Origin of the sequence: Pseudomonas uvaldensis, assembly GCF_021271205.1 — a bacterium.
Classification (GTDB): Bacteria; Pseudomonadota; Gammaproteobacteria; order Pseudomonadales; family Pseudomonadaceae; genus Aquipseudomonas; species Aquipseudomonas uvaldensis.
On the sequence record NZ_JAIWKS010000006.1, the window covers coordinates 65324 to 82370 of the forward strand.

Genomic DNA, 17047 nt, shown 5'->3' on the forward strand with positions numbered 1-17047 from the left:
CACCCTACAACGAAGGAAGAATCGCCTTACAGAGTCAGCTGATCAGCGTTGTTTTTCGAAACGATAGAACAGGTTGGGCTCGCTGACCATGTACACGTTGCCCGCCTCATCCACGGTGACGCCTTCGGCGCGGGGAATGGTGTCTTTCAATCCATTGAAGCCACCCAGCAAGGTCATGAAACTGGCCTGCTCGCCTTTTTCATCCAACTCCAGCAACAGGTGGGAGTCGGACGAAAGTACCAGCATGTGACCGGTCCGGGGATCGATCGCCAGCGCCGAAAGGTTGCGCAGGTCCAGTTCATTGCTGACATGGATCTGCTTGTCGCCTTTGAGCAACTGGCTGCCATCGCTCTTCCAGGTGAACAACGCCGGCGGACGCTCTTCGCCCAATACCAGTTGGTGGTTGCCTGGATCCCAGGCCACCGCTTCGAATCCCTTGTTCTGGTTTTTTGAAGGCCCGAGGTCGTACCGAGGGAAATCGGCAATGTTCAGCTCGCGGGTATCGGTGTCGACCCGAATGATCGACAGGGTATGCGAGCGCTCGTCGGTAATGGCCAGCAGACCGTTGCCCATGGATGTCACGCCTTCGGGGTTATCCCAACCCACCAATGGCATCTTGCGCAGTACGTCCCCCTGCAACGACAGTTCCACCAGGAATGCATGCTTGCCCATGACGGCAAACAGGGTCTTGGTTTGCGGGTCGTAGGTTACATCGGAGGCTTCATCTTTCTCCATGCCTGGTAGCGGCTTGGCATCGATCACGGCGCGGTAGTCGGGCAGCCAGACGCTTTCCTGGCGTTGGGCGGGGCTTTGGAAATGTTCCGAAAGCCAAAGCAAACCCCGATCATCCCAATGCATCGCAAACGCCAGGCCATAAGCCGCGGCCATTGCCAACAGTGACCAGGCATACCAGGGCAGGGCAAAACGAGAGCGGCGGGCAGGTTTGACGCGGGGCAGGGCTTGGGTCTTGGCCATCGGGGGATGCGTTCCGGATGATTCGGGCTGGGAATGGTTGGCTCAGATGCCGCATTCCCCGGAATTATCCGGATGGCATGTGAAAAAAACGGTAAAACCAGGAATGAGCTCCTCCAGCCCTGTGGAGCGAGCCTGCTCGCGATTGCGTTCTGACTGATAAATCGCTATCGCGAGCAAGCGCGTTCCCACAGAAAAGCCAGCGGCGTTGCCTTCAGCGGACGCTGCTTTCGAAGCGGCTCGCGCCTAGCAATTCCAGCACCAGTTCATCCCCCACATTCAACGGACCGACGCCCGCCGGGGTGCCGGTGAGGATCACGTCGCCGGCCTGTAGCGAGAAGCAGCCGGCCATGTACTGGATCATCGGCACGATGGGGTTGAGCATCAGGCTGCTGTTGCCGTCCTGGCGTACTTCACCGTTGATGGTCAGGCGCACGGGAATGTCGGTCAGGTCGGCGAAGGTTGCGTTGGATACGAAGGGGGCGATCACCGCCGCGCCGTCGAAGGACTTGGCGATTTCCCACGGCAGGCCCTTGGCCTTGAGTTCGGCCTGTTTGTCCCGAAGGGTCAGGTCCAGCGCCGGGGCGAAGCCGGAGATCGCGTCCAGCACTTCTTCGACACTGGGCCGGGTCGACAATGGCTTGCCGATCAGCACGGCGATTTCAGCTTCGTAATGCACCGAGCCGCGTTCCACAGGAATGCTGAAACCGCCCTCCAGCGGTACCACGCAGCTGCCTGGCTTGATGAACAGCAAGGGTTCGGTGGGCACCGGGTTATCCAGTTCCTTGGCGTGCTCGGCGTAGTTGCGGCCGATGCAAACGACTTTCCCGACTGGAAAATGGATGCGGGTACCGTCGACGTACTGGTGCTGATAACTCATTACCGACTCCTTTTCCTGGAATTCATCAGGTGTTCATACACATCAAATCGCGAAAATTTTGCCTGGATTCATGATGCCGTTCGGATCGAATACGGCCTTGATGGCTTTCATGTATTCAATCTCCGCTGGCGAGCGACTGTAGGTCAGGTAATCGCGTTTGGTCATCCCCACGCCGTGTTCGGCGGAAATCGAGCCGTTGTACTTCTCGACGATTTCAAAAACCCATTTGTTCACCGTTGCGCACTTGGTGAAAAATTCGTCTTTGCTCAGGTTGTCCGGCTTGAGGATGTTCAGGTGCAGGTTACCGTCGCCGATGTGACCGTACCAGACGACTTCGAAATCCGGATAGTGCTGGCTGACGATCCCGTCTATTTCCCGCAGGAACGCCGGGACTTTTGAAACCGTCACCGAGATGTCGTTCTTGTACGGGGTCCAATGGGAAATGGTTTCCGAAATGTACTCGCGCAGTTTCCACAGGTTCTGCAGCTGGGTTTCGCTCTGGCTCATCACGCCGTCCAGTACCCAGCCCTGTTCCACACAGTGCTCGAAGGTTTCCAGGGCCTGGTTGGCGACTGCTTCGGTGGTGGCTTCGAATTCCAGCAAGGCGTAAAAGGGGCATTCGGTTTCGAACGGCGCCGGCACGTCGCCACGTCCTAGGATTTTGGCCAGAGCCTTGTCGGAAAAGAACTCGAACGCGGTCAGGTCGAGCTTGCCCTGAAACGCATGGAGCACAGGCATGATCGAGTCGAAATCCGGCGTTCCGAGCACCATGGCCGTCAGGTTTCTCGGCGCCCGGTCCAGGCGCAGGGTGGCTTCGACCACGAAACCGAGGGTGCCTTCGGCACCGATGAACAGCTGTCGCAGGTCATAGCCGGTGGCGTTCTTGATCAAGTCCTTGTTCAATTCCAGCAGGTCGCCCTTGCCGGTCACCACCTTTATCCCTGCGACCCAGTTGCGGGTCATGCCGTAGCGAATGACCTTGATTCCGCCGGCATTGGTGCCGATATTGCCGCCAATCTGGCTCGAGCCGGCCGAAGCGAAGTCCACCGGGTAATACAGCCCGTGTTCCTCGGCCGTGTTCTGCAACTGTTCGGTGATCACCCCTGGCTGGCAGACGGCGGTGCGATCGGTGAGGTTGACGTCGAGAATCTGGTTCATGTAATCGAACGACACCACCACTTCACCGTTGGCCGCCACGGCCGCCGCGGAAAGACCGGTGCGTCCGCCCGATGGCACCAGGGCGATCCGGTGTTGGTTGGCCCAGCGCACGATGGCCTGGACCTGTTCAATGGTCTTGGGGAAAACGATGGCCGTCGGCGCCGGAGCGAAGTGCCTGGTCCAATCCTTGCCATAGGCTTCGAGGGAGTCGGCGTCGGTCAGAACCTTGCCGGGTTCGACCAGGGTCTTCAGCTCTTCTATCAGGACAGGATGGGTCATCGACAGAACTCTCGAACAATTCATGGTCACCCTGAGAACGCTTCATGTCGCAGAATGAGTGTTTACAGGTCGCATATGCTAGCATACCGCCCCCGTGGAACAGTGCCGAAGGGCGTTCTGCGGCGACGGCGGTCACGCCGGTCGGGCCAGCATTGAGCTGTCCGATTCCCTGCCATTTTTTCCGGGACACAGGTTTACGCAGATGAGCAAGACTTCTCTCGATAAGAGCAAGATCAGGTTCCTTCTCCTCGAAGGCGTCCACCAATCGGCTGTCGACGTCCTCAAGTCGGCGGGCTACACCAGTATCGAGTACATCACCAGTTCTCTGCCGGAAGCCCAGCTCAAGGAAAAGATCGCCGATGCTCACTTCATCGGCATTCGCTCCCGTACCCAGTTGACCGAGGAGATCTTCGACCACGCCAAGAAGCTGGTGGCGGTTGGCTGCTTCTGCATCGGTACCAATCAGGTCGACCTCGACGCGGCCCGTGAACGCGGCATTGCAGTGTTCAACGCGCCGTACTCCAACACCCGTTCCGTTGCCGAACTGGTGCTGGCCGAAGCGATCCTGCTGCTGCGCGGCATTCCCGAGAAAAACGCTTCCTGCCACCGTGGCGGCTGGATCAAGAGCGCGGCCAACTCCTTCGAGATCCGTGGCAAGAAGCTGGGCATCGTCGGCTACGGTTCGATCGGTACCCAACTGTCGGTCCTGGCCGAAGGCCTGGGCATGCAGGTGTTCTTCTACGACACCGTGACCAAGCTGCCATTGGGCAACGCCACCCAGGTCAATGACCTGCACGAGCTGCTGGGCATGTCCGACATCGTGACCCTGCATGTTCCGGAAACCCCGGCGACCCAGTGGATGATCGGCGAGAAGGAAATCCGCGCCATCAAGAAGGGCGGGATCCTGATCAACGCCGCGCGGGGCACCGTGGTCAAGCTCGAGGCCCTGGCCGAAGCGATCAAGGACAAGCACCTGATCGGCGCCGCCATCGACGTGTTCCCGGTGGAACCGCGTTCCAACGACGATATCTTCGAAAGCCCGCTGCGTGGCCTGGACAACGTGATCCTGACCCCTCACATCGGCGGCTCCACCGCTGAAGCCCAGGCCAACATCGGTCTGGAAGTGGCGGAGAAACTGGTCAAGTACAGCGACAACGGTACGTCGGTATCGTCGGTGAACTTCCCGGAAGTGGCTCTGCCGGCGCACCCTGGCAAGCACCGTCTGCTGCACATCCACGAAAACATTCCGGGTGTGATGAGCGAGATCAACAAGGTCTTCGCGGAAAACGGCATCAACATCTCCGGTCAGTTCCTGCAGACCAACGAGAAAGTCGGTTACGTCGTGATCGACGTCGATGCCGAATACTCTGACTTGGCGCAGGAAAAGCTGCAGCACGTCAATGGCACCATTCGTTGCCGGGTGCTGTTCTAACAAACAGCGCTGATGTGGATGACAGAAAAAACGGGAGCCCGCAGGGGCTCCCGTTTTTTCTTACTGGCACACACGGAATCTTGTGGGAGCGGGCTTGCTCGCGAACAGGCCGCTACATTCAACGAATATGTTGACCGATACACCGCATTCGCGAGCAAGCCCGCTCCCACATGTAGGTCATCGTGTCCGGAAGGGCTCGGTTATTTCACATTGACCGTGATCTTCTTGGAAACAATGGGGGGATCGAACGGCATATGCCCGGAATCGCCCAGTTCCAGCTGCAAGGTGTGCTTGCCCGGTGTCAGCTTGATGGTGGCCTCGGTTTGCGCCTTGCCGAAGTGCATATGGTTGGCGTCGGTTGGAATCGGTGCGCCCGCGGGGGGAAGTTTGTCGACATCGATCAGCAAATGGTGGTGCCCGGTATTCTTGGTGATATCGCCCGCCGGGGCCAGGGCGATTTTCTCGACGCCGAACCTGACTTTGAACTCCTGAGGAACGGTGGCGCCGTCTTCCGGGGAAACGATGAACACTTCCGCGCCTTTGGGAGCAGGGGTCGCAGCTGTCGCCAGCATCGAAGTCCCCAACAACAGGCTGGCCAACACGGCACGTGACATAAAGCTTTTCATTTTTTTCTCCTGTTTTTTCCATGAAATCCGCAGGGTCGTGACAACTTCGTGACCATTCGTTGTCGAAGCCTGCGACAACCATAGCAAAGCGAGCCTGAAACGAGCGTCGCTTGTACAAATACCAAGGAGTGACCATGCGTTTGTTGCCTGGCCTGATTTGCCTGCTACCCCTTCTGAGCCCGTTGGCCCATGCCGAACTGATAGATGACGTCAACGACCGTGGCGAACTGCGCATTGCCCTCGAGGCCAATACTCCTCCATTCAACTTCAAGGAGGACGGCAAACTCACCGGCTTTGAAGTGGAACTGGGTCAGATGCTGGCCGGTGAGCTCGATGTGCGCGCCGACTTCGTGGTCACTGATGCCGCGGACATGTTGACCGGTGTAGAAAGCGGCAAATACGACGTCGCCATCAATCACATAGCAATGACCCCGGAACTGGCGGAACGTTTCGACACCAGCGCCACGTACGTCCAGCCGGATGCTCAAATGTTCGCGAGCCAGGATCAGGCGCAACGTCCCATGGTGCTGACGCAGTCTTTCCAGGCGCAGGAAAAACATGGACCGGCACCAAGCCTGGTGATTCCGTTCCAGAAGGGGAATCCGGCGTTCAAGGCCAGCCTGGACAATGCCCTGACGCGCATCAAGGATGACGGTCGACTGGAGCAGTTGTCGCAAAAATGGTTGGGCAAGCAGGAGTGACAGCACAGAGGGCCTGGCCTGTCGCGCCTGCCCTCAGCTTTTACGCCAGACACTTGCCAGCCAAGGCTGTTGCGCCCGCGGCAGCCCAGTCGGTCGGTAGTAGTGCTCCAGCTCCAAGAAACCCGCTTCGCCAAGCAACGCACGCCAGGCCGTGAGGTCGTGGTAGACACCAAAACGCTGGCCGTTCCAGCCCTCCTGATTGTCGCCCCGGGGATTGGAGCTGAAGAGCACACCGCCGGGCTTGAGCGTGGCGTGTAATTGCTTGAGTACCCTGGGCAGTTCTTGGACGGGAACATGGAACAGCACGGCGTTGGCGAAGATCCCGTCGAAACGTTCGTCCGGCAGGTCGAGTTTCAGGAAGTCTTGCTGCCAGACCTCGCACCCGCTGTCCTGCCGTGCCATGCGGACAAACGCTTGCGAGCCGTCGAGACCGACCGCGACATGGCCCAGTTGCGTGAACGTTTGCAGGTCCCGTCCGGGCCCGCAGCCGAAGTCGAGGATGTGAAACGGACCCTGGCCTTGGATATGTCGCAGCAACGCATCGATGTTCTGGCTGACATCGTGGTCACGAGTACCCTCTCGAAAGCTCTCGGCGACCGCGTTGTAGTTGTCCAGGGTCGTGGAGGTAATGGCTTGCAGGTCTTCGGGGGTGCGTTTCATGATCGTGGACTGGATAGGGGAGCGTGGGCAGACTATACCGCACATCCCGGGTTACCTCCTGTGGGAGCAAAGCTTGCTCGCGAGCAGGCGACACGGTTTTAACTTCAATACCATGTCGTCGCTCATCGCGAGCAAGCTTTGCTCCCACAGTTCCTACAAACTCAGCGCTTGTTCAACCCCCGTGCCAGTCGGTCTCCGCCCAGCTGGATCAACGCCACCAGAGCCACCAGCAACACGATGACCGTGAGCATGATCTGGCTGTCGAAGCGCTGGTAGCCGTAGCGGTACGCGATGTCTCCCAGGCCGCCGGCCCCGATGGCGCCGGCCATGGCCGAGGAGTTGATCATGGTCACCAGGGTGATGGTGAACCCGCCGACGATACCTGGCAGCGCTTCGGGCAACAGCACATGCCAGACGATATGCCAGCGCCGGCAGCCCATGGCCTGGGCGGCCTCGATCAGGCCATGATCGACTTCCCGCAGGCTGACCTCGGCAATACGGGCGAAGAACGGCGTGGCGGCGATGGTCAATGGCACCACGGCGGCCCACACTCCGTAGGTGGTGCCGACGACCAGGCGCGTGAATGGAATCAGCGCTACCATCAGGATCAGGAACGGTATCGAGCGGAACAGGTTCACGAACGCACCCAGGGCGCGATTCAGGGCTGGCGCCTCGTAGATCCCGCCCTTGCCGCTGGTGACCAGGATCACCGCCAGCGGAATCCCGGCCAGCAAAGCGATCAGCGACGACACACCCACCATCAGGAATGTGTCGATAAAACCCTGCAGCAGGCGATCAAACCACATAACCCAGCACCTCCACCCGTTGCGCCCAATGCCCGGCCCGTTCGCGCAGTTCTTCCGCACCCAATGAAGAGCCGCTGACCGCCAGCAATAATTGCCCCAGCCCATGGCCCTGGATCCGTTCGATGCCACCTTGCAGCAACCGCACCCTTGCGCCGAGGGCGCTGAACAAGGCCGCGAGGTCCGGTTCATCCTGTGCCGTGCCGGTGAATTGCAAACGCAACACGGTCGCGGCGTCCGCCGATGCCGGCTGCGCTTGCAGGCGGTTCTGCAATTCTTCAGGCAGTGCATGCTGCAGCGGTGCCAGCAGTGTCTGGCTGACCTCGTGTTGCGGATTGCCAAAGACTTGCCAAACCGGCCCTTGTTCGACGATCCGCCCTTGCTCGAGCACCACCACCCGGTCGCACGCTTCGCGAATCACCGCCATCTCATGGGTGATCAACACAATGGTCAGGCCCAGCCGCTGGTTGATTTCGCGTAGCAGGCCGAGGATCGATTGAGTGGTTTCCGGATCCAGGGCCGAGGTGGCTTCGTCGCACAGCAGGATCTGCGGGTCATGCACCAGCGCCCTGGCGATGCCGACACGCTGTTTCTGGCCGCCCGAGAGCTGCGCCGGGTAAGCCTCGTGCTTGCCTTGCAGGCCGACCAGTTCAAGCAACTCACGGACTTTGCGCCGACGCTGCTCCTTCGGCACACCGGCCACCTTCAATGGCAGCTCCACGTTCTGCCACACGGTTTTGGCCGACATCAGGTTGAAGTGCTGGAAGATCATGCCGATACGCCGGCGCAGTTCCACCAGCCGGTCTTCATCGAACCCGCCGATGTCCACTTGATCGATCAGCACCCGCCCGCTGGTAGGTTGTTCCAGGCGGTTGATGGTGCGGATCAGCGACGATTTGCCGGCTCCGCTGCGACCGATGATGCCGAAGACCTCACCGCGTTGGATTGCCAGGTCGATACCTTGCAGTGCCGCCACCGGACCCTGGCTGCCGTTGTAGGTTTTGCCCAGACCGATGAAGCGGATGTGGGCGCGATTCAAGTGCGGATGCAGCTCGGTACGTTCGGCGCTCGGCAGCGCAGGTATTTCAGGTCGGAGTCGAGCATTGACGGCGTTCATGATCAGCCTTCCCAGCCGGCCTGGTAGAGCTTGCCGTGAGCCTTGTCCAGGGCAGCGCGCACGGCAGGCGAGTGTTGATAGATATCGACGAACTTGATCAGCCGCGGGTCGTTCTTGCTCTTGGGCTGGATCACGAACTGGATGACGTATTCCTTATGATCGAGACCGTCGAACAGCAGAGCGGAGGTGGCATCGAAGGTATTCGCCAGGCGGATGTAGGCGGGGTAGCCCTGTACCAGGTCGGCGTCTTCATAAGCGCGCACCAGTTGCACGGCTTCGACCTGCAGGATCCTCAGTTTCTTCGGGTTGGCCACGATGTCATCTTCGGTGGCCTTGTAGCCCACGCCCGGCTTGAGCGTGATCAGCCCGGCCTTGGCCAGCAGTTGCAAGCCACGCCCACTGTTGATCGGGTCGTTGGCAATGGCGACGCTCGCGCCCTCGGGCAGTTCGTCGAAGCTTTTGTACTTTTTCGAATAGAGGCCGACGTTGTTGATGATCCCTGGCGCGAACGGCACCAGGTCGAATCCGGCGGCGGCCTTTGCGTTTTCCAGGAACGGGATGTGCTGGAAGTAGTTCACGTCGATGTCGCCTGAAGCCAGGCTGACGTTGGGCGCGATCCAGTCGCTGAACTCCACCAGCTCGACCTTCAGGCCTTGCTTGTCGGCCTCTGCCACGGCGGCTTCCAGGGGGATGGCGAATGCGGCGGTGGTACCGATTTTCAATGGCGCATCGGCGGCAAACAGGGTCGAGCTGAACAGGCCGAAGGCCAGAGCCAATGCTTTGACTGGCAAAGAAAGGGAGTGCAGGGTCATGGTTTTTTCCAGTCGATGATTAAATGGGTTCATAGGCCTTTGTGGCGATAGTCCGCGCCAGTGTGTCGCGCCGGCAGATGCGCCTCTGCGTGAAACAGCTTTTCCCGCAGAGTGCCGCTGTCGTATTCGGTCTTGTACGAGCCGCGTCGCTGCAGTTCGGGCACCACCAGATCGATGAAGTCCACATAGCTCTGGGGTGTCACGATGCGGGTCAGGTTGAAACCGTCGAGGCCGGTCTCGGCGATCCAGGATTCGAGCTCATCGGCCACCTGGACTGGCGAGCCGACCACCGTGATGTAGCGACCGCCCAACGCGTGCTGTTCCAGCAGCCGGCGTCGGGTCCAGTCGTTATGCTGCAGGATCCGGGTGGCGGACTGGATGGCGTTGCTCTTCACGTACTGGATCGGCTCGTCCAGTTCGTATTGTGAAAAATCGATGCCGGTTGACGCGGAGAAATGCGCCACCCCGGCTTCGGCGCTGGCATAGCCGAGGTACTCGGCATGCTTGGCCCAGGCGTGCGCTTCGGTCTCGCCGACGATCACGTTCAACCCCATGAACACTTTGATGTCCGCCGGATCGCGCCCGGCCTGGACGGCGCTGGCGCGGACCTTGTCCACCTGGCCTCGGGTGGCCGTCTTGTTCTGGCCACTGATGAACACGCATTCGGCATGACGCCCAGCAAACACCAGGCCGCGCTCAGAACTGCCGGCCTGGAACAACACCGGCGTGCGCTGGGGCGAGGGTTCGCAGAGGTGGTAGCCCTCGACCTGATAGAACTCGCCCTGGTGACGGACCTTGTGCACTTTCTCTGGCTGCGCATAGATCCGTCGCTGGCGGTCGTTGAGCACCGCGTCGTTTTCCCAACTGCCCTCCCATAGTTTGTAGAGCACTTGCAGGTACTCGTCGGCCTGGTCGTAGCGGCGGTCATGTTCGACCTGGGCCGTCAGGCCCATGGCCTTGGCCGCGCTGTCCAGGTAGCCAGTGACGATGTTCCAGCCGACCCGACCGCGACTCAGGTGATCGAGGGTGCTCATGCGCCGGGCAAACAGGTACGGCGGTTCATAGGTCAGGTTGGCCGTGAGGCCGAAACCGAGGTTGCGGGTGACGGCGGCCATCGCCGAAACCAGCAGCAGTGGGTCGTTGACCGGCAACTGGATCGACTCTTTCAGCGTGACGTCCACCGATTGCTGATACACGTCGTAAACCCCGACCACATCGGCGATGAACAAGCCATCGAACAGCCCGCGCTCCAGCAGTTGCGCCAACCCGGTCCAGTATTCGAGGGTGTTGTATTGGGTCGACGTATCCTGGGGATGAGTCCACAAGCCGTGATTGATATGCCCGATGCAGTTCATGTTGAAGGCGTTGAGCAGGATTTTTTTCTTGCCCTGGCCCATCAGATGGTCCCCCGTAGCGGCGGCTTCTCATCGTTGAGATAGAAGTTGCCCACGGCGTGATATTTCCAGCGCACGGGATCATGCAAGGTGTGCACCCGGGCGTTGCGCCAGTGGCGATCGAGGCCGTGTTCGGCCAGGGTCGCCTGGCTGCCGGCCAGTTCGAACAGCGTGGAACTGGTGGCCAGGGACACTTGCGTGCTGATGGCTCGTGCTTCGGCCACGGTAATCGAGGCCGCTGCGACTGTTTCGGCGTTCGGGTCGACCTGGGCCCGGTCGAGAAACTCGCCGGCGCGTTCGAGCAAAGCCTCGGCGGCGTGCAGGTGGCTGCTCAACCGGCCGAAGCTCTTGAGCGTGAGCGGGTCCTCGGTGGCGATGTCGCTGGTGGCGTCGATCCAGGGCCGCGTCCGGGTGCGGACAAAGTGCAGGGCATCCTCGTAAGCGGCGCGGGCGATACCGGTGTCGATTGCCGCATGGAGAATCTGTGCCAGCGGGCCTACCGGTGTGGGGCGTTCGAAGGCGCTCTGGAACGGCACGATGTCCTCGGCAGCGACCTGGACATCCTCGAACACCACCGAACCGCTGCCGGTGGTGCGCTGGCCGAAACCGCTCCAATCGTCGATGACTGTCAGGCCTTTGCTGTCGCGCGGGACGAACGCGAGTTGTTGCACGCCGTTTTCATCCACTACCGACGTAGGGATGCGCTGGGCGTAAATCGCTCCCGTGGCGTAGAACTTGCGGCCGTTGATGCGATAGTCATCGCCATCACGGCGCAGTTGGGTGGTGCGGTCATGGGCGGTCCGGGTACCGAGTTCCGCCAGGGCATTGCCAAACCGCTGCCCGGCCAGCACTTGGGCGTACAGACGTTGTTTCTGCGCATCGCTGCCGTTTACCCGCAGGACTTCCAGTGCATAGAAATGATTCTGTGGAATCTGCCCGAGGGAACCGTCGGCCTGGGCGATCAGCGCAACGACCTTGGCCAGCGTGACGTTGGAAACGCCTGCACCGCCATAGGCCTTGGGCACGCTGATGCCCCACAGGCCGGAGCGGGAAAACGCCTCCAGCTCCGGGTAAGGCAGGCGACGTTCGCGATCGCGCAGTGCACTGTCGCGCTTGAAGTCCTCGGCCAGGTCGCTGGCGACGATCAGGGCTTGTTCATCGCTGGTGATCACCGCGACGTGTTGGGAAAGCGTCATATGCTGCTCCAGAGGTCGGGTCGTCAGATCCAGGAATGCCGGGCCGGCAAGGTACCGTTCAGGTGGTAGGCACCGATTGCGTGGTACTTCCAGCGCACCGGGTCGTGCAGCGTATGGACCCGTGCGTTACGCCAGTGACGATCGAGGTTGAATTCGGCGAGGGTGGCGCGGCTGCCGGCCAGCTCGAACAGCTTCTCGCTGGCGAGCAGAGCGATTTCGGTGCTGAGCACCTTGGCTTCAGCCACGGCGATCGAGGCACGGGCGGCGGATTGCGCAGTGACAGGGGCTGCGCTGACCTGGTCCAGCACCTGGCCGGCCTTGCGCAACAACGCTTCGGCGGCGTGCAGGTCGATTTTCAGCTTGCCGATGTCTGCGATCACATACGGATCGTCGCTGGCCCGCTCGACCTTGGCGTCGATCCACGGACGAGATCGCTCGCGCACGAAGGCGATGGCATCATCGATGGCGCCACGGGCGATGCCCACATCAATGGCGGCCTGGATCAGTTGTGAAATGGCGCCTTGTACGTTAGGGGTTTCGTTGATGCGCCAGTTGTCCAGCACCAGCTCGGCATCGACCCGCACGTTGTTCAGCAACACGGTACCGCTGGCCGTGGTGCGCTGGCCGAATCCCGACCAGTCGTCAACGATCCGCAGGCCCGGCGTGCCGCGCCGCACGAACGCCAACACTTGCCGACCCTCGTCATTCAGCGCCTTGACCGCCACCCAATGGGCGAACAGGGCGCCGGTCGAATAAAATTTCTGCCCGTTGATGACATAGCCGTCACCGTCAGCGGTGATGCGTGCCTTGAGTTCAAGGGTGTTGCGCACGCCACGTTCGGGCCCGGCATTGCCGATGCGCCATCCCGCAAGCACGCTTCGCAAAAGGATGTCTTTCTGTCGTTCGGTGCCCGTGCCGAGGATCAACTGGAGCACGCCGAACTGGTTCTGCGGAATCTGCCCGAGGGCCGGGTCGGCGGCGGAAATAATCGCGAATACATCGGCAAGGGTGACGAACGAGACTTGCGGGCCGCCGTATTCACGAGGGATTGCAATGCTGCCCAGCCCGCTGCGTGTGAACTGTTCGATCTCTGCCCAGGGCAGTTTGCGCTGTTGATCGCGTCGCGCAGCCTGTTGACGGGCGACCTCTGCCAGCGCGTGGGCCGCCTTGATGGCTTCAGCGTCGCTGCGCAGCACCTGGGCGGGCAGCAACGGCGGCGCGACGTCCAGGTCGCTCTGGACTTTTGCTTGGGCCAAATCAGACATTACCGCCGCTCCGTGGCTGCTGGCAGAGCTTTGGCGTAATGCGCCGGAGTGATTGTGTTTCGTTCCATTACCCACCTCACATCTCAAGAAAACGCCGCGATAAATGCGGCTCAGGAATGTCCGGTGGTCCGGTTCATATACCCTAAGCGTGTGTAAATTATTTTTGAAATAACTTTTAGGGATATGAATAGAGAGCTTTTTGCGAACGAACGTGTGGCGAGGTATTTATCCCCTCACCACCGGGGCGATCAGGATTTGGTTCGTGGTTCGGCAGCCATCAGCGGCTCTTTCAGCGATTTCTTCAGGTAGGAGGCAGCGCACCCGATCTTCAATGTGCGGGGAGGTGCCCAATGGGAGTTGTTGCCCACACGGTCAAGAATGCAGTACGTCACTTCCAGGCGCAGGTCTTCCCCCGCTTCGAGGATGACTTGCGCAGGGACCCAGACGTTGATCGGATGGCCTACCTCGCACGGTTTGATCCGGGGCAGGTCCATGCGTACGTCACCCCAGCGCACGGTAATCGCATCGTCGGCCGCCATGTTCAGGTAGGGCTCGATGGTCAGTGGGACGCCGCGTTTGATCTGGCTCGGGTTCACGCCGTGGCGTCGGATGGCGGCTGGAATGCGTACGGGGGCCAGCCCCTGGTTCTCATCACCGCTGAGGGCAGACGGTTGGCCGCCGGGGCAGTCGAGCTTGACCTGCACCCGTTGCGTTGCCGACAGCGCCGGCCCGCGCCCGACCTGCATCACGCGATAGTGGATGCGCGAGGTACCGTTGATGATGAAGCTCTCCGGAATACGCAGCGTGACACTAGTCTGTACATCAGCTTCGGTCAGCAGGCGGGAACCAACGTAGCAGTTGTCCCAGAACAATTCGATCAGGTCGCCGGCGTCCATGCCGGGGTAAGGCGCGATGGTCACTTCCAGGCGTGCGGCACTGGTGAGGTTGATGCCGGTCCGGTGGGCGTTGACCAGGGTGGGCGCGGCCAGTTCGGGAATATTCGACGTACATGTCATGGTGTTCTCCTTGATACCTGAAAAACGAAGTCCGTTTCGGAAAGATCAAAGGCGTTTCTGATCGCGACATAATTTTCTAATTGCGGTCATAACCGGTCCCTTCGGTTTCACTGCCGCGAAGAATTAAATAACGTCCAGCGCCTGTGGGGCTCTAGATAAGGGGCCGGTAGTTGTGATGTCAATAGAGGTGTTTATCTAATAATTAATTATGTGAGGCTTCAGAGATTTCCTACGTTCTAGGGGCGACAATACACTGCGCTGTGTTGCCTTTTCCTCGGAACGTCCCTTATCCGGTCATGTGGGTAGGCGAGGTTGGATGGAGTATGGGCGCAGAGATGTTCAGCGAGAGGCAGGTATATACCGCACATGAAAATAGCGGATGTGCTGAAGCGAAGTTTAATTTTGCTGCTTTAAGAGAGAGGTGTGTGAGTTGCTATTCATTGTGATCGAACTTCCATCCCTGGAAGTAACGAAAGCGTCGATGAATTATTGAGGCGTGCGTCCGTCCGCAAGAAACTTGCTGAGGAACTGGCGAGTGCGTTCTTCCTTGGGTGCGGCGAACAAGGCCTTGGCTTCGCCTTGCTCCACGATCACGCCCTTGTCGAAAAACACCACGCGGTTCGCCACGTCCCGGGCAAAGCCCATTTCGTGGGTCACAATGACCATGGTGCGTTTTTCCTCGGCCAGGCCACGAATAGTCGCCAGCACTTCACCTACCAATTCCGGGTCGAGAGCCGAAGTCGGTTCGTCGAACAGAATCACCTGCGGTTCCATCGCCAATGCCCTGGCAATGGCCACGCGTTGCTGCTGGCCGCCCGAGAGACGCCGTGGGTAGGCACTTTCCTTGCCGGCCAGGCCAACCTTGGCCAAGAGCTTGCGGCCCAGGGTCTCGGCGTCGGAGCGTGGTGTTTTTTTCACCACGATCGGACCCTCGGTGACGTTTTCCAGTGCGGTGCGGTGGGGGAACAGGTTGAAGTTCTGGAATACGAAACCCACCTGCTGGCGCAGGCGCCGGACCAACCCCTGTTGCTGGTTTAATGGACGGCTGCCATCGATCTCAATATCGCCGACCTTGATCCGGCCGCTGCTGGGTTCTTCCAGGAAGTTCAGGCAGCGCAAGAAGGTCGTCTTGCCTGAACCGCTGGGGCCGATGATTGCAACGACTTCGCCTTCTTCGATCTTCAGGTCGATGCCGTTGAGCACCACCTGACCCTTGAACTGCTTTGTCAGTTTTTCCACGACAATCATGGGTCAGGACTCCTGGTCGTGCCGATTGACCCGTGCTTCCAGGACGTTCTGCAAGTGCGACAGCACACTCGCCAGGACCCAGTAAATCAGCGCGGCGGCAAGATACATGGTGAAGATTTCGAAAGTGCGGGCAGTAATCAGCTGCGCCTGGCGGAACAGTTCAGGCACCTGGATGGTTGCCGCCAGCGCGGTGTCCTTGACCAGGGAAATGAAACTGTTGCCCAGCGGTGGCAAGGCTGTGCGCGCCGCTTGCGGCAGGATGGCACGACGCAGGGTCTGCGCCCGGGTCATGCCGATGCTGGCCGCCGCTTCCCACTGGCCCCGCTCGATGGAACTGATGGCGGCTCGCAGGATTTCGCATGCGTAGGCGGCCATGTTCAGCGAAAAGCCGATCAGTGCCGCCGGCAACGGATCGAGCTCGACGCCCAGTTGCGGAAGCCCGTAATAAATCACGAACAATTGCACCAGCAGCGGCGTGCCGCGAAAGAACGACACGTAGACCCGGGCAACCCAGCTCACCAGCCTGAAGCGGGACAAGCGCATCAACGCCAGGCCGAACCCCAGCAGCAAGCCGAAGAACATGCCGCCAAGGCTGAGGATGACTGTGTAATACGCGCCCTTGAGCAAAAAGGGCGCGGAGTCCAGCGCGAGTTGAAAAGCCTCTTCCATTATTGAGTGACGTCAGCGCTGAAGTATTTTTCCGAAAGCTTTTTCAGCGTGCCGTCGGCGCGCAGCTTGTCGATGGCCTTGTTCACGGCTGCCAACAGCTCAGGCTCGCCTTTGCGCAATGCAATACCGGCCTCCTGGCGCGAAAAGGCTTCGCTGGTGACGGTGGTGTCCTTGGCTTTCCTGGCGTATTCCAGCGCGGCCAGACGGTCGATCAGGATGGCGTCGATGCGCCCGACACGCAGGTCCTGGAACTTGGTCGGATCGTCATCGTAGGTTTTGACCTGGGCGCCCGGTACTTCAGCCTTGACCCATTGTTCGTAGTTGGTCCCCAAGCCCACGCCGACTTTTTTACCGTCCAGGTCAGCGGCCTTCTTGATGTTCAGCTCGTCGGCTTTCTTGGTCAGTACCAGCGCTTGAATCCCGGAAATGGTGTACGGCTCGGAGAAGTCGTATTTTTTCTTGCGTTCCTCGGAAATGGTCACCTGGTTGACCACGGCGTCCAGACGCTTGGATTCCAGCGCCGCGAGGATGCCGGCCCAAGGGGTCGTCTGCAGTTTGACATTCACGCCCAATTCCTTGGCTAGTGCTTCGGAAAACTCCACTTCGAAGCCGGTCAGTTTGCCGCTGTCATCAACGAAGCTGAAGGGTGGATAAGTGCCTTCCAAGCCGATCTTGATTTCACCGGCATCCTTGATTTTCTGCAGTTGCTCACCGGCAACCGCCTGTCCCAGCAGCCCGGCGCTCAACGCCAGGCCCAACGAACCTACCAACAGGTTGCGACGTAATGCGGAAAAATTCATGACAAGCCCCTGTGTTTTC

17 protein-coding genes are annotated in these 17047 nt (G+C 60.0%); 2 read left to right on the forward strand and 15 right to left on the reverse strand.

Features of this window, described 5'->3' with window-relative positions; all coding sequences use genetic code 11:
• Positions 1 to 42: 42 nt before the first annotated feature.
• From LCU97_RS15140 to LCU97_RS15150, 3 genes are all read right to left on the reverse strand, one after another.
• On the reverse strand, positions 43 to 975 hold the full coding sequence (locus LCU97_RS15140) for an SdiA-regulated domain-containing protein (protein WP_053148053.1): 933 nt from the start codon (positions 973 to 975) through the stop codon (positions 43 to 45).
• Between the two features lie 211 nt (positions 976 to 1186).
• Positions 1187 to 1852: a fumarylacetoacetate hydrolase family protein gene (locus LCU97_RS15145; protein ID WP_232777041.1), complete on the reverse strand. Its 666-nt coding sequence runs from the start codon at positions 1850 to 1852 to the stop codon at positions 1187 to 1189.
• A 42-nt stretch (positions 1853 to 1894) separates the two neighbouring features.
• The gene (locus LCU97_RS15150) at positions 1895 to 3289 is read right to left on the reverse strand and encodes an FAD-binding oxidoreductase (RefSeq protein WP_232777043.1); all 1395 of its coding nucleotides are present in this window, start codon (positions 3287 to 3289) and stop codon (positions 1895 to 1897) included.
• Positions 3290 to 3491: 202 nt separating this feature from the next.
• Here LCU97_RS15150 and serA point away from each other — a divergent pair, with 202 nt between their 5' ends.
• Positions 3492 to 4721, forward strand: coding sequence for a phosphoglycerate dehydrogenase (serA, locus tag LCU97_RS15155; RefSeq protein WP_053148047.1), 1230 nt, complete (start codon positions 3492 to 3494; stop codon positions 4719 to 4721).
• Between the two features lie 200 nt (positions 4722 to 4921).
• Here serA and LCU97_RS15160 read toward each other — a convergent pair whose 3' ends face one another.
• Positions 4922 to 5347 (reverse strand): DUF4399 domain-containing protein, encoded by a 426-nt coding sequence (locus LCU97_RS15160; RefSeq protein ID WP_232777044.1) that lies wholly within the window; start codon positions 5345 to 5347, stop codon positions 4922 to 4924.
• 134 nt (positions 5348 to 5481) lie between these two features.
• Between LCU97_RS15160 and LCU97_RS15165 the strand changes: the two genes are divergently transcribed.
• Positions 5482 to 6048 carry a transporter substrate-binding domain-containing protein gene (locus tag LCU97_RS15165; protein WP_053148043.1) on the forward strand — a complete coding sequence of 189 codons (567 nt, stop codon included), beginning with the start codon at positions 5482 to 5484 and terminating at the stop codon, positions 6046 to 6048.
• 33 nt (positions 6049 to 6081) lie between these two features.
• Here the strand turns inward: LCU97_RS15165 and LCU97_RS15170 are convergent, their stop codons facing one another.
• The 11 genes from LCU97_RS15170 to tcyJ form a co-directional block, all read right to left on the reverse strand.
• Positions 6082 to 6708 carry a class I SAM-dependent methyltransferase gene (locus LCU97_RS15170; protein ID WP_232777046.1) on the reverse strand — a complete coding sequence of 209 codons (627 nt, stop codon included), beginning with the start codon at positions 6706 to 6708 and terminating at the stop codon, positions 6082 to 6084.
• 161 nt (positions 6709 to 6869) lie between these two features.
• Positions 6870 to 7514, reverse strand: a complete 645-nt coding sequence (locus tag LCU97_RS15175) for a methionine ABC transporter permease (RefSeq protein ID WP_232777048.1) — start codon at positions 7512 to 7514, stop codon at positions 6870 to 6872.
• Positions 7504 to 8628 (reverse strand): methionine ABC transporter ATP-binding protein, encoded by a 1125-nt coding sequence (locus LCU97_RS15180; protein ID WP_053148039.1) that lies wholly within the window; start codon positions 8626 to 8628, stop codon positions 7504 to 7506. The genes LCU97_RS15175 and LCU97_RS15180 overlap by 11 nt, the downstream gene beginning before the upstream one ends.
• A 2-nt stretch (positions 8629 to 8630) precedes the next feature.
• A complete protein-coding gene (locus LCU97_RS15185; protein WP_232777050.1) occupies positions 8631 to 9440 on the reverse strand; it encodes a MetQ/NlpA family ABC transporter substrate-binding protein in 810 nt (269 codons plus the stop codon).
• 29 nt (positions 9441 to 9469) lie between these two features.
• Positions 9470 to 10837, reverse strand: a complete 1368-nt coding sequence (locus LCU97_RS15190) for an LLM class flavin-dependent oxidoreductase (protein WP_232777052.1) — start codon at positions 10835 to 10837, stop codon at positions 9470 to 9472.
• Positions 10837 to 12030 (reverse strand): SfnB family sulfur acquisition oxidoreductase, encoded by a 1194-nt coding sequence (locus LCU97_RS15195; protein WP_232777054.1) that lies wholly within the window; start codon positions 12028 to 12030, stop codon positions 10837 to 10839. The genes LCU97_RS15190 and LCU97_RS15195 overlap by 1 nt, the downstream gene beginning before the upstream one ends.
• Before the next feature lie 23 nt (positions 12031 to 12053).
• The gene (locus tag LCU97_RS15200) at positions 12054 to 13295 is read right to left on the reverse strand and encodes an SfnB family sulfur acquisition oxidoreductase (protein WP_053148031.1); all 1242 of its coding nucleotides are present in this window, start codon (positions 13293 to 13295) and stop codon (positions 12054 to 12056) included.
• Between the two features lie 248 nt (positions 13296 to 13543).
• The gene (locus LCU97_RS15205; RefSeq protein ID WP_232777056.1) at positions 13544 to 14311 is read right to left on the reverse strand and encodes a hypothetical protein; all 768 of its coding nucleotides are present in this window, start codon (positions 14309 to 14311) and stop codon (positions 13544 to 13546) included.
• A gap of 486 nt (positions 14312 to 14797) precedes the next feature.
• The gene (gene tcyN, locus LCU97_RS15210) at positions 14798 to 15559 is read right to left on the reverse strand and encodes an L-cystine ABC transporter ATP-binding protein TcyN (RefSeq protein WP_053148027.1); all 762 of its coding nucleotides are present in this window, start codon (positions 15557 to 15559) and stop codon (positions 14798 to 14800) included.
• Positions 15560 to 15562: 3 nt separating this feature from the next.
• Positions 15563 to 16228, reverse strand: coding sequence for a cystine ABC transporter permease (tcyL, locus tag LCU97_RS15215; RefSeq protein ID WP_053148026.1), 666 nt, complete (start codon positions 16226 to 16228; stop codon positions 15563 to 15565).
• On the reverse strand, positions 16228 to 17028 hold the full coding sequence (gene tcyJ / locus LCU97_RS15220; protein WP_053148024.1) for a cystine ABC transporter substrate-binding protein: 801 nt from the start codon (positions 17026 to 17028) through the stop codon (positions 16228 to 16230). Before tcyJ ends, tcyL begins: the two co-directional genes overlap by 1 nt.
• Positions 17029 to 17047 lie beyond the last annotated feature (19 nt).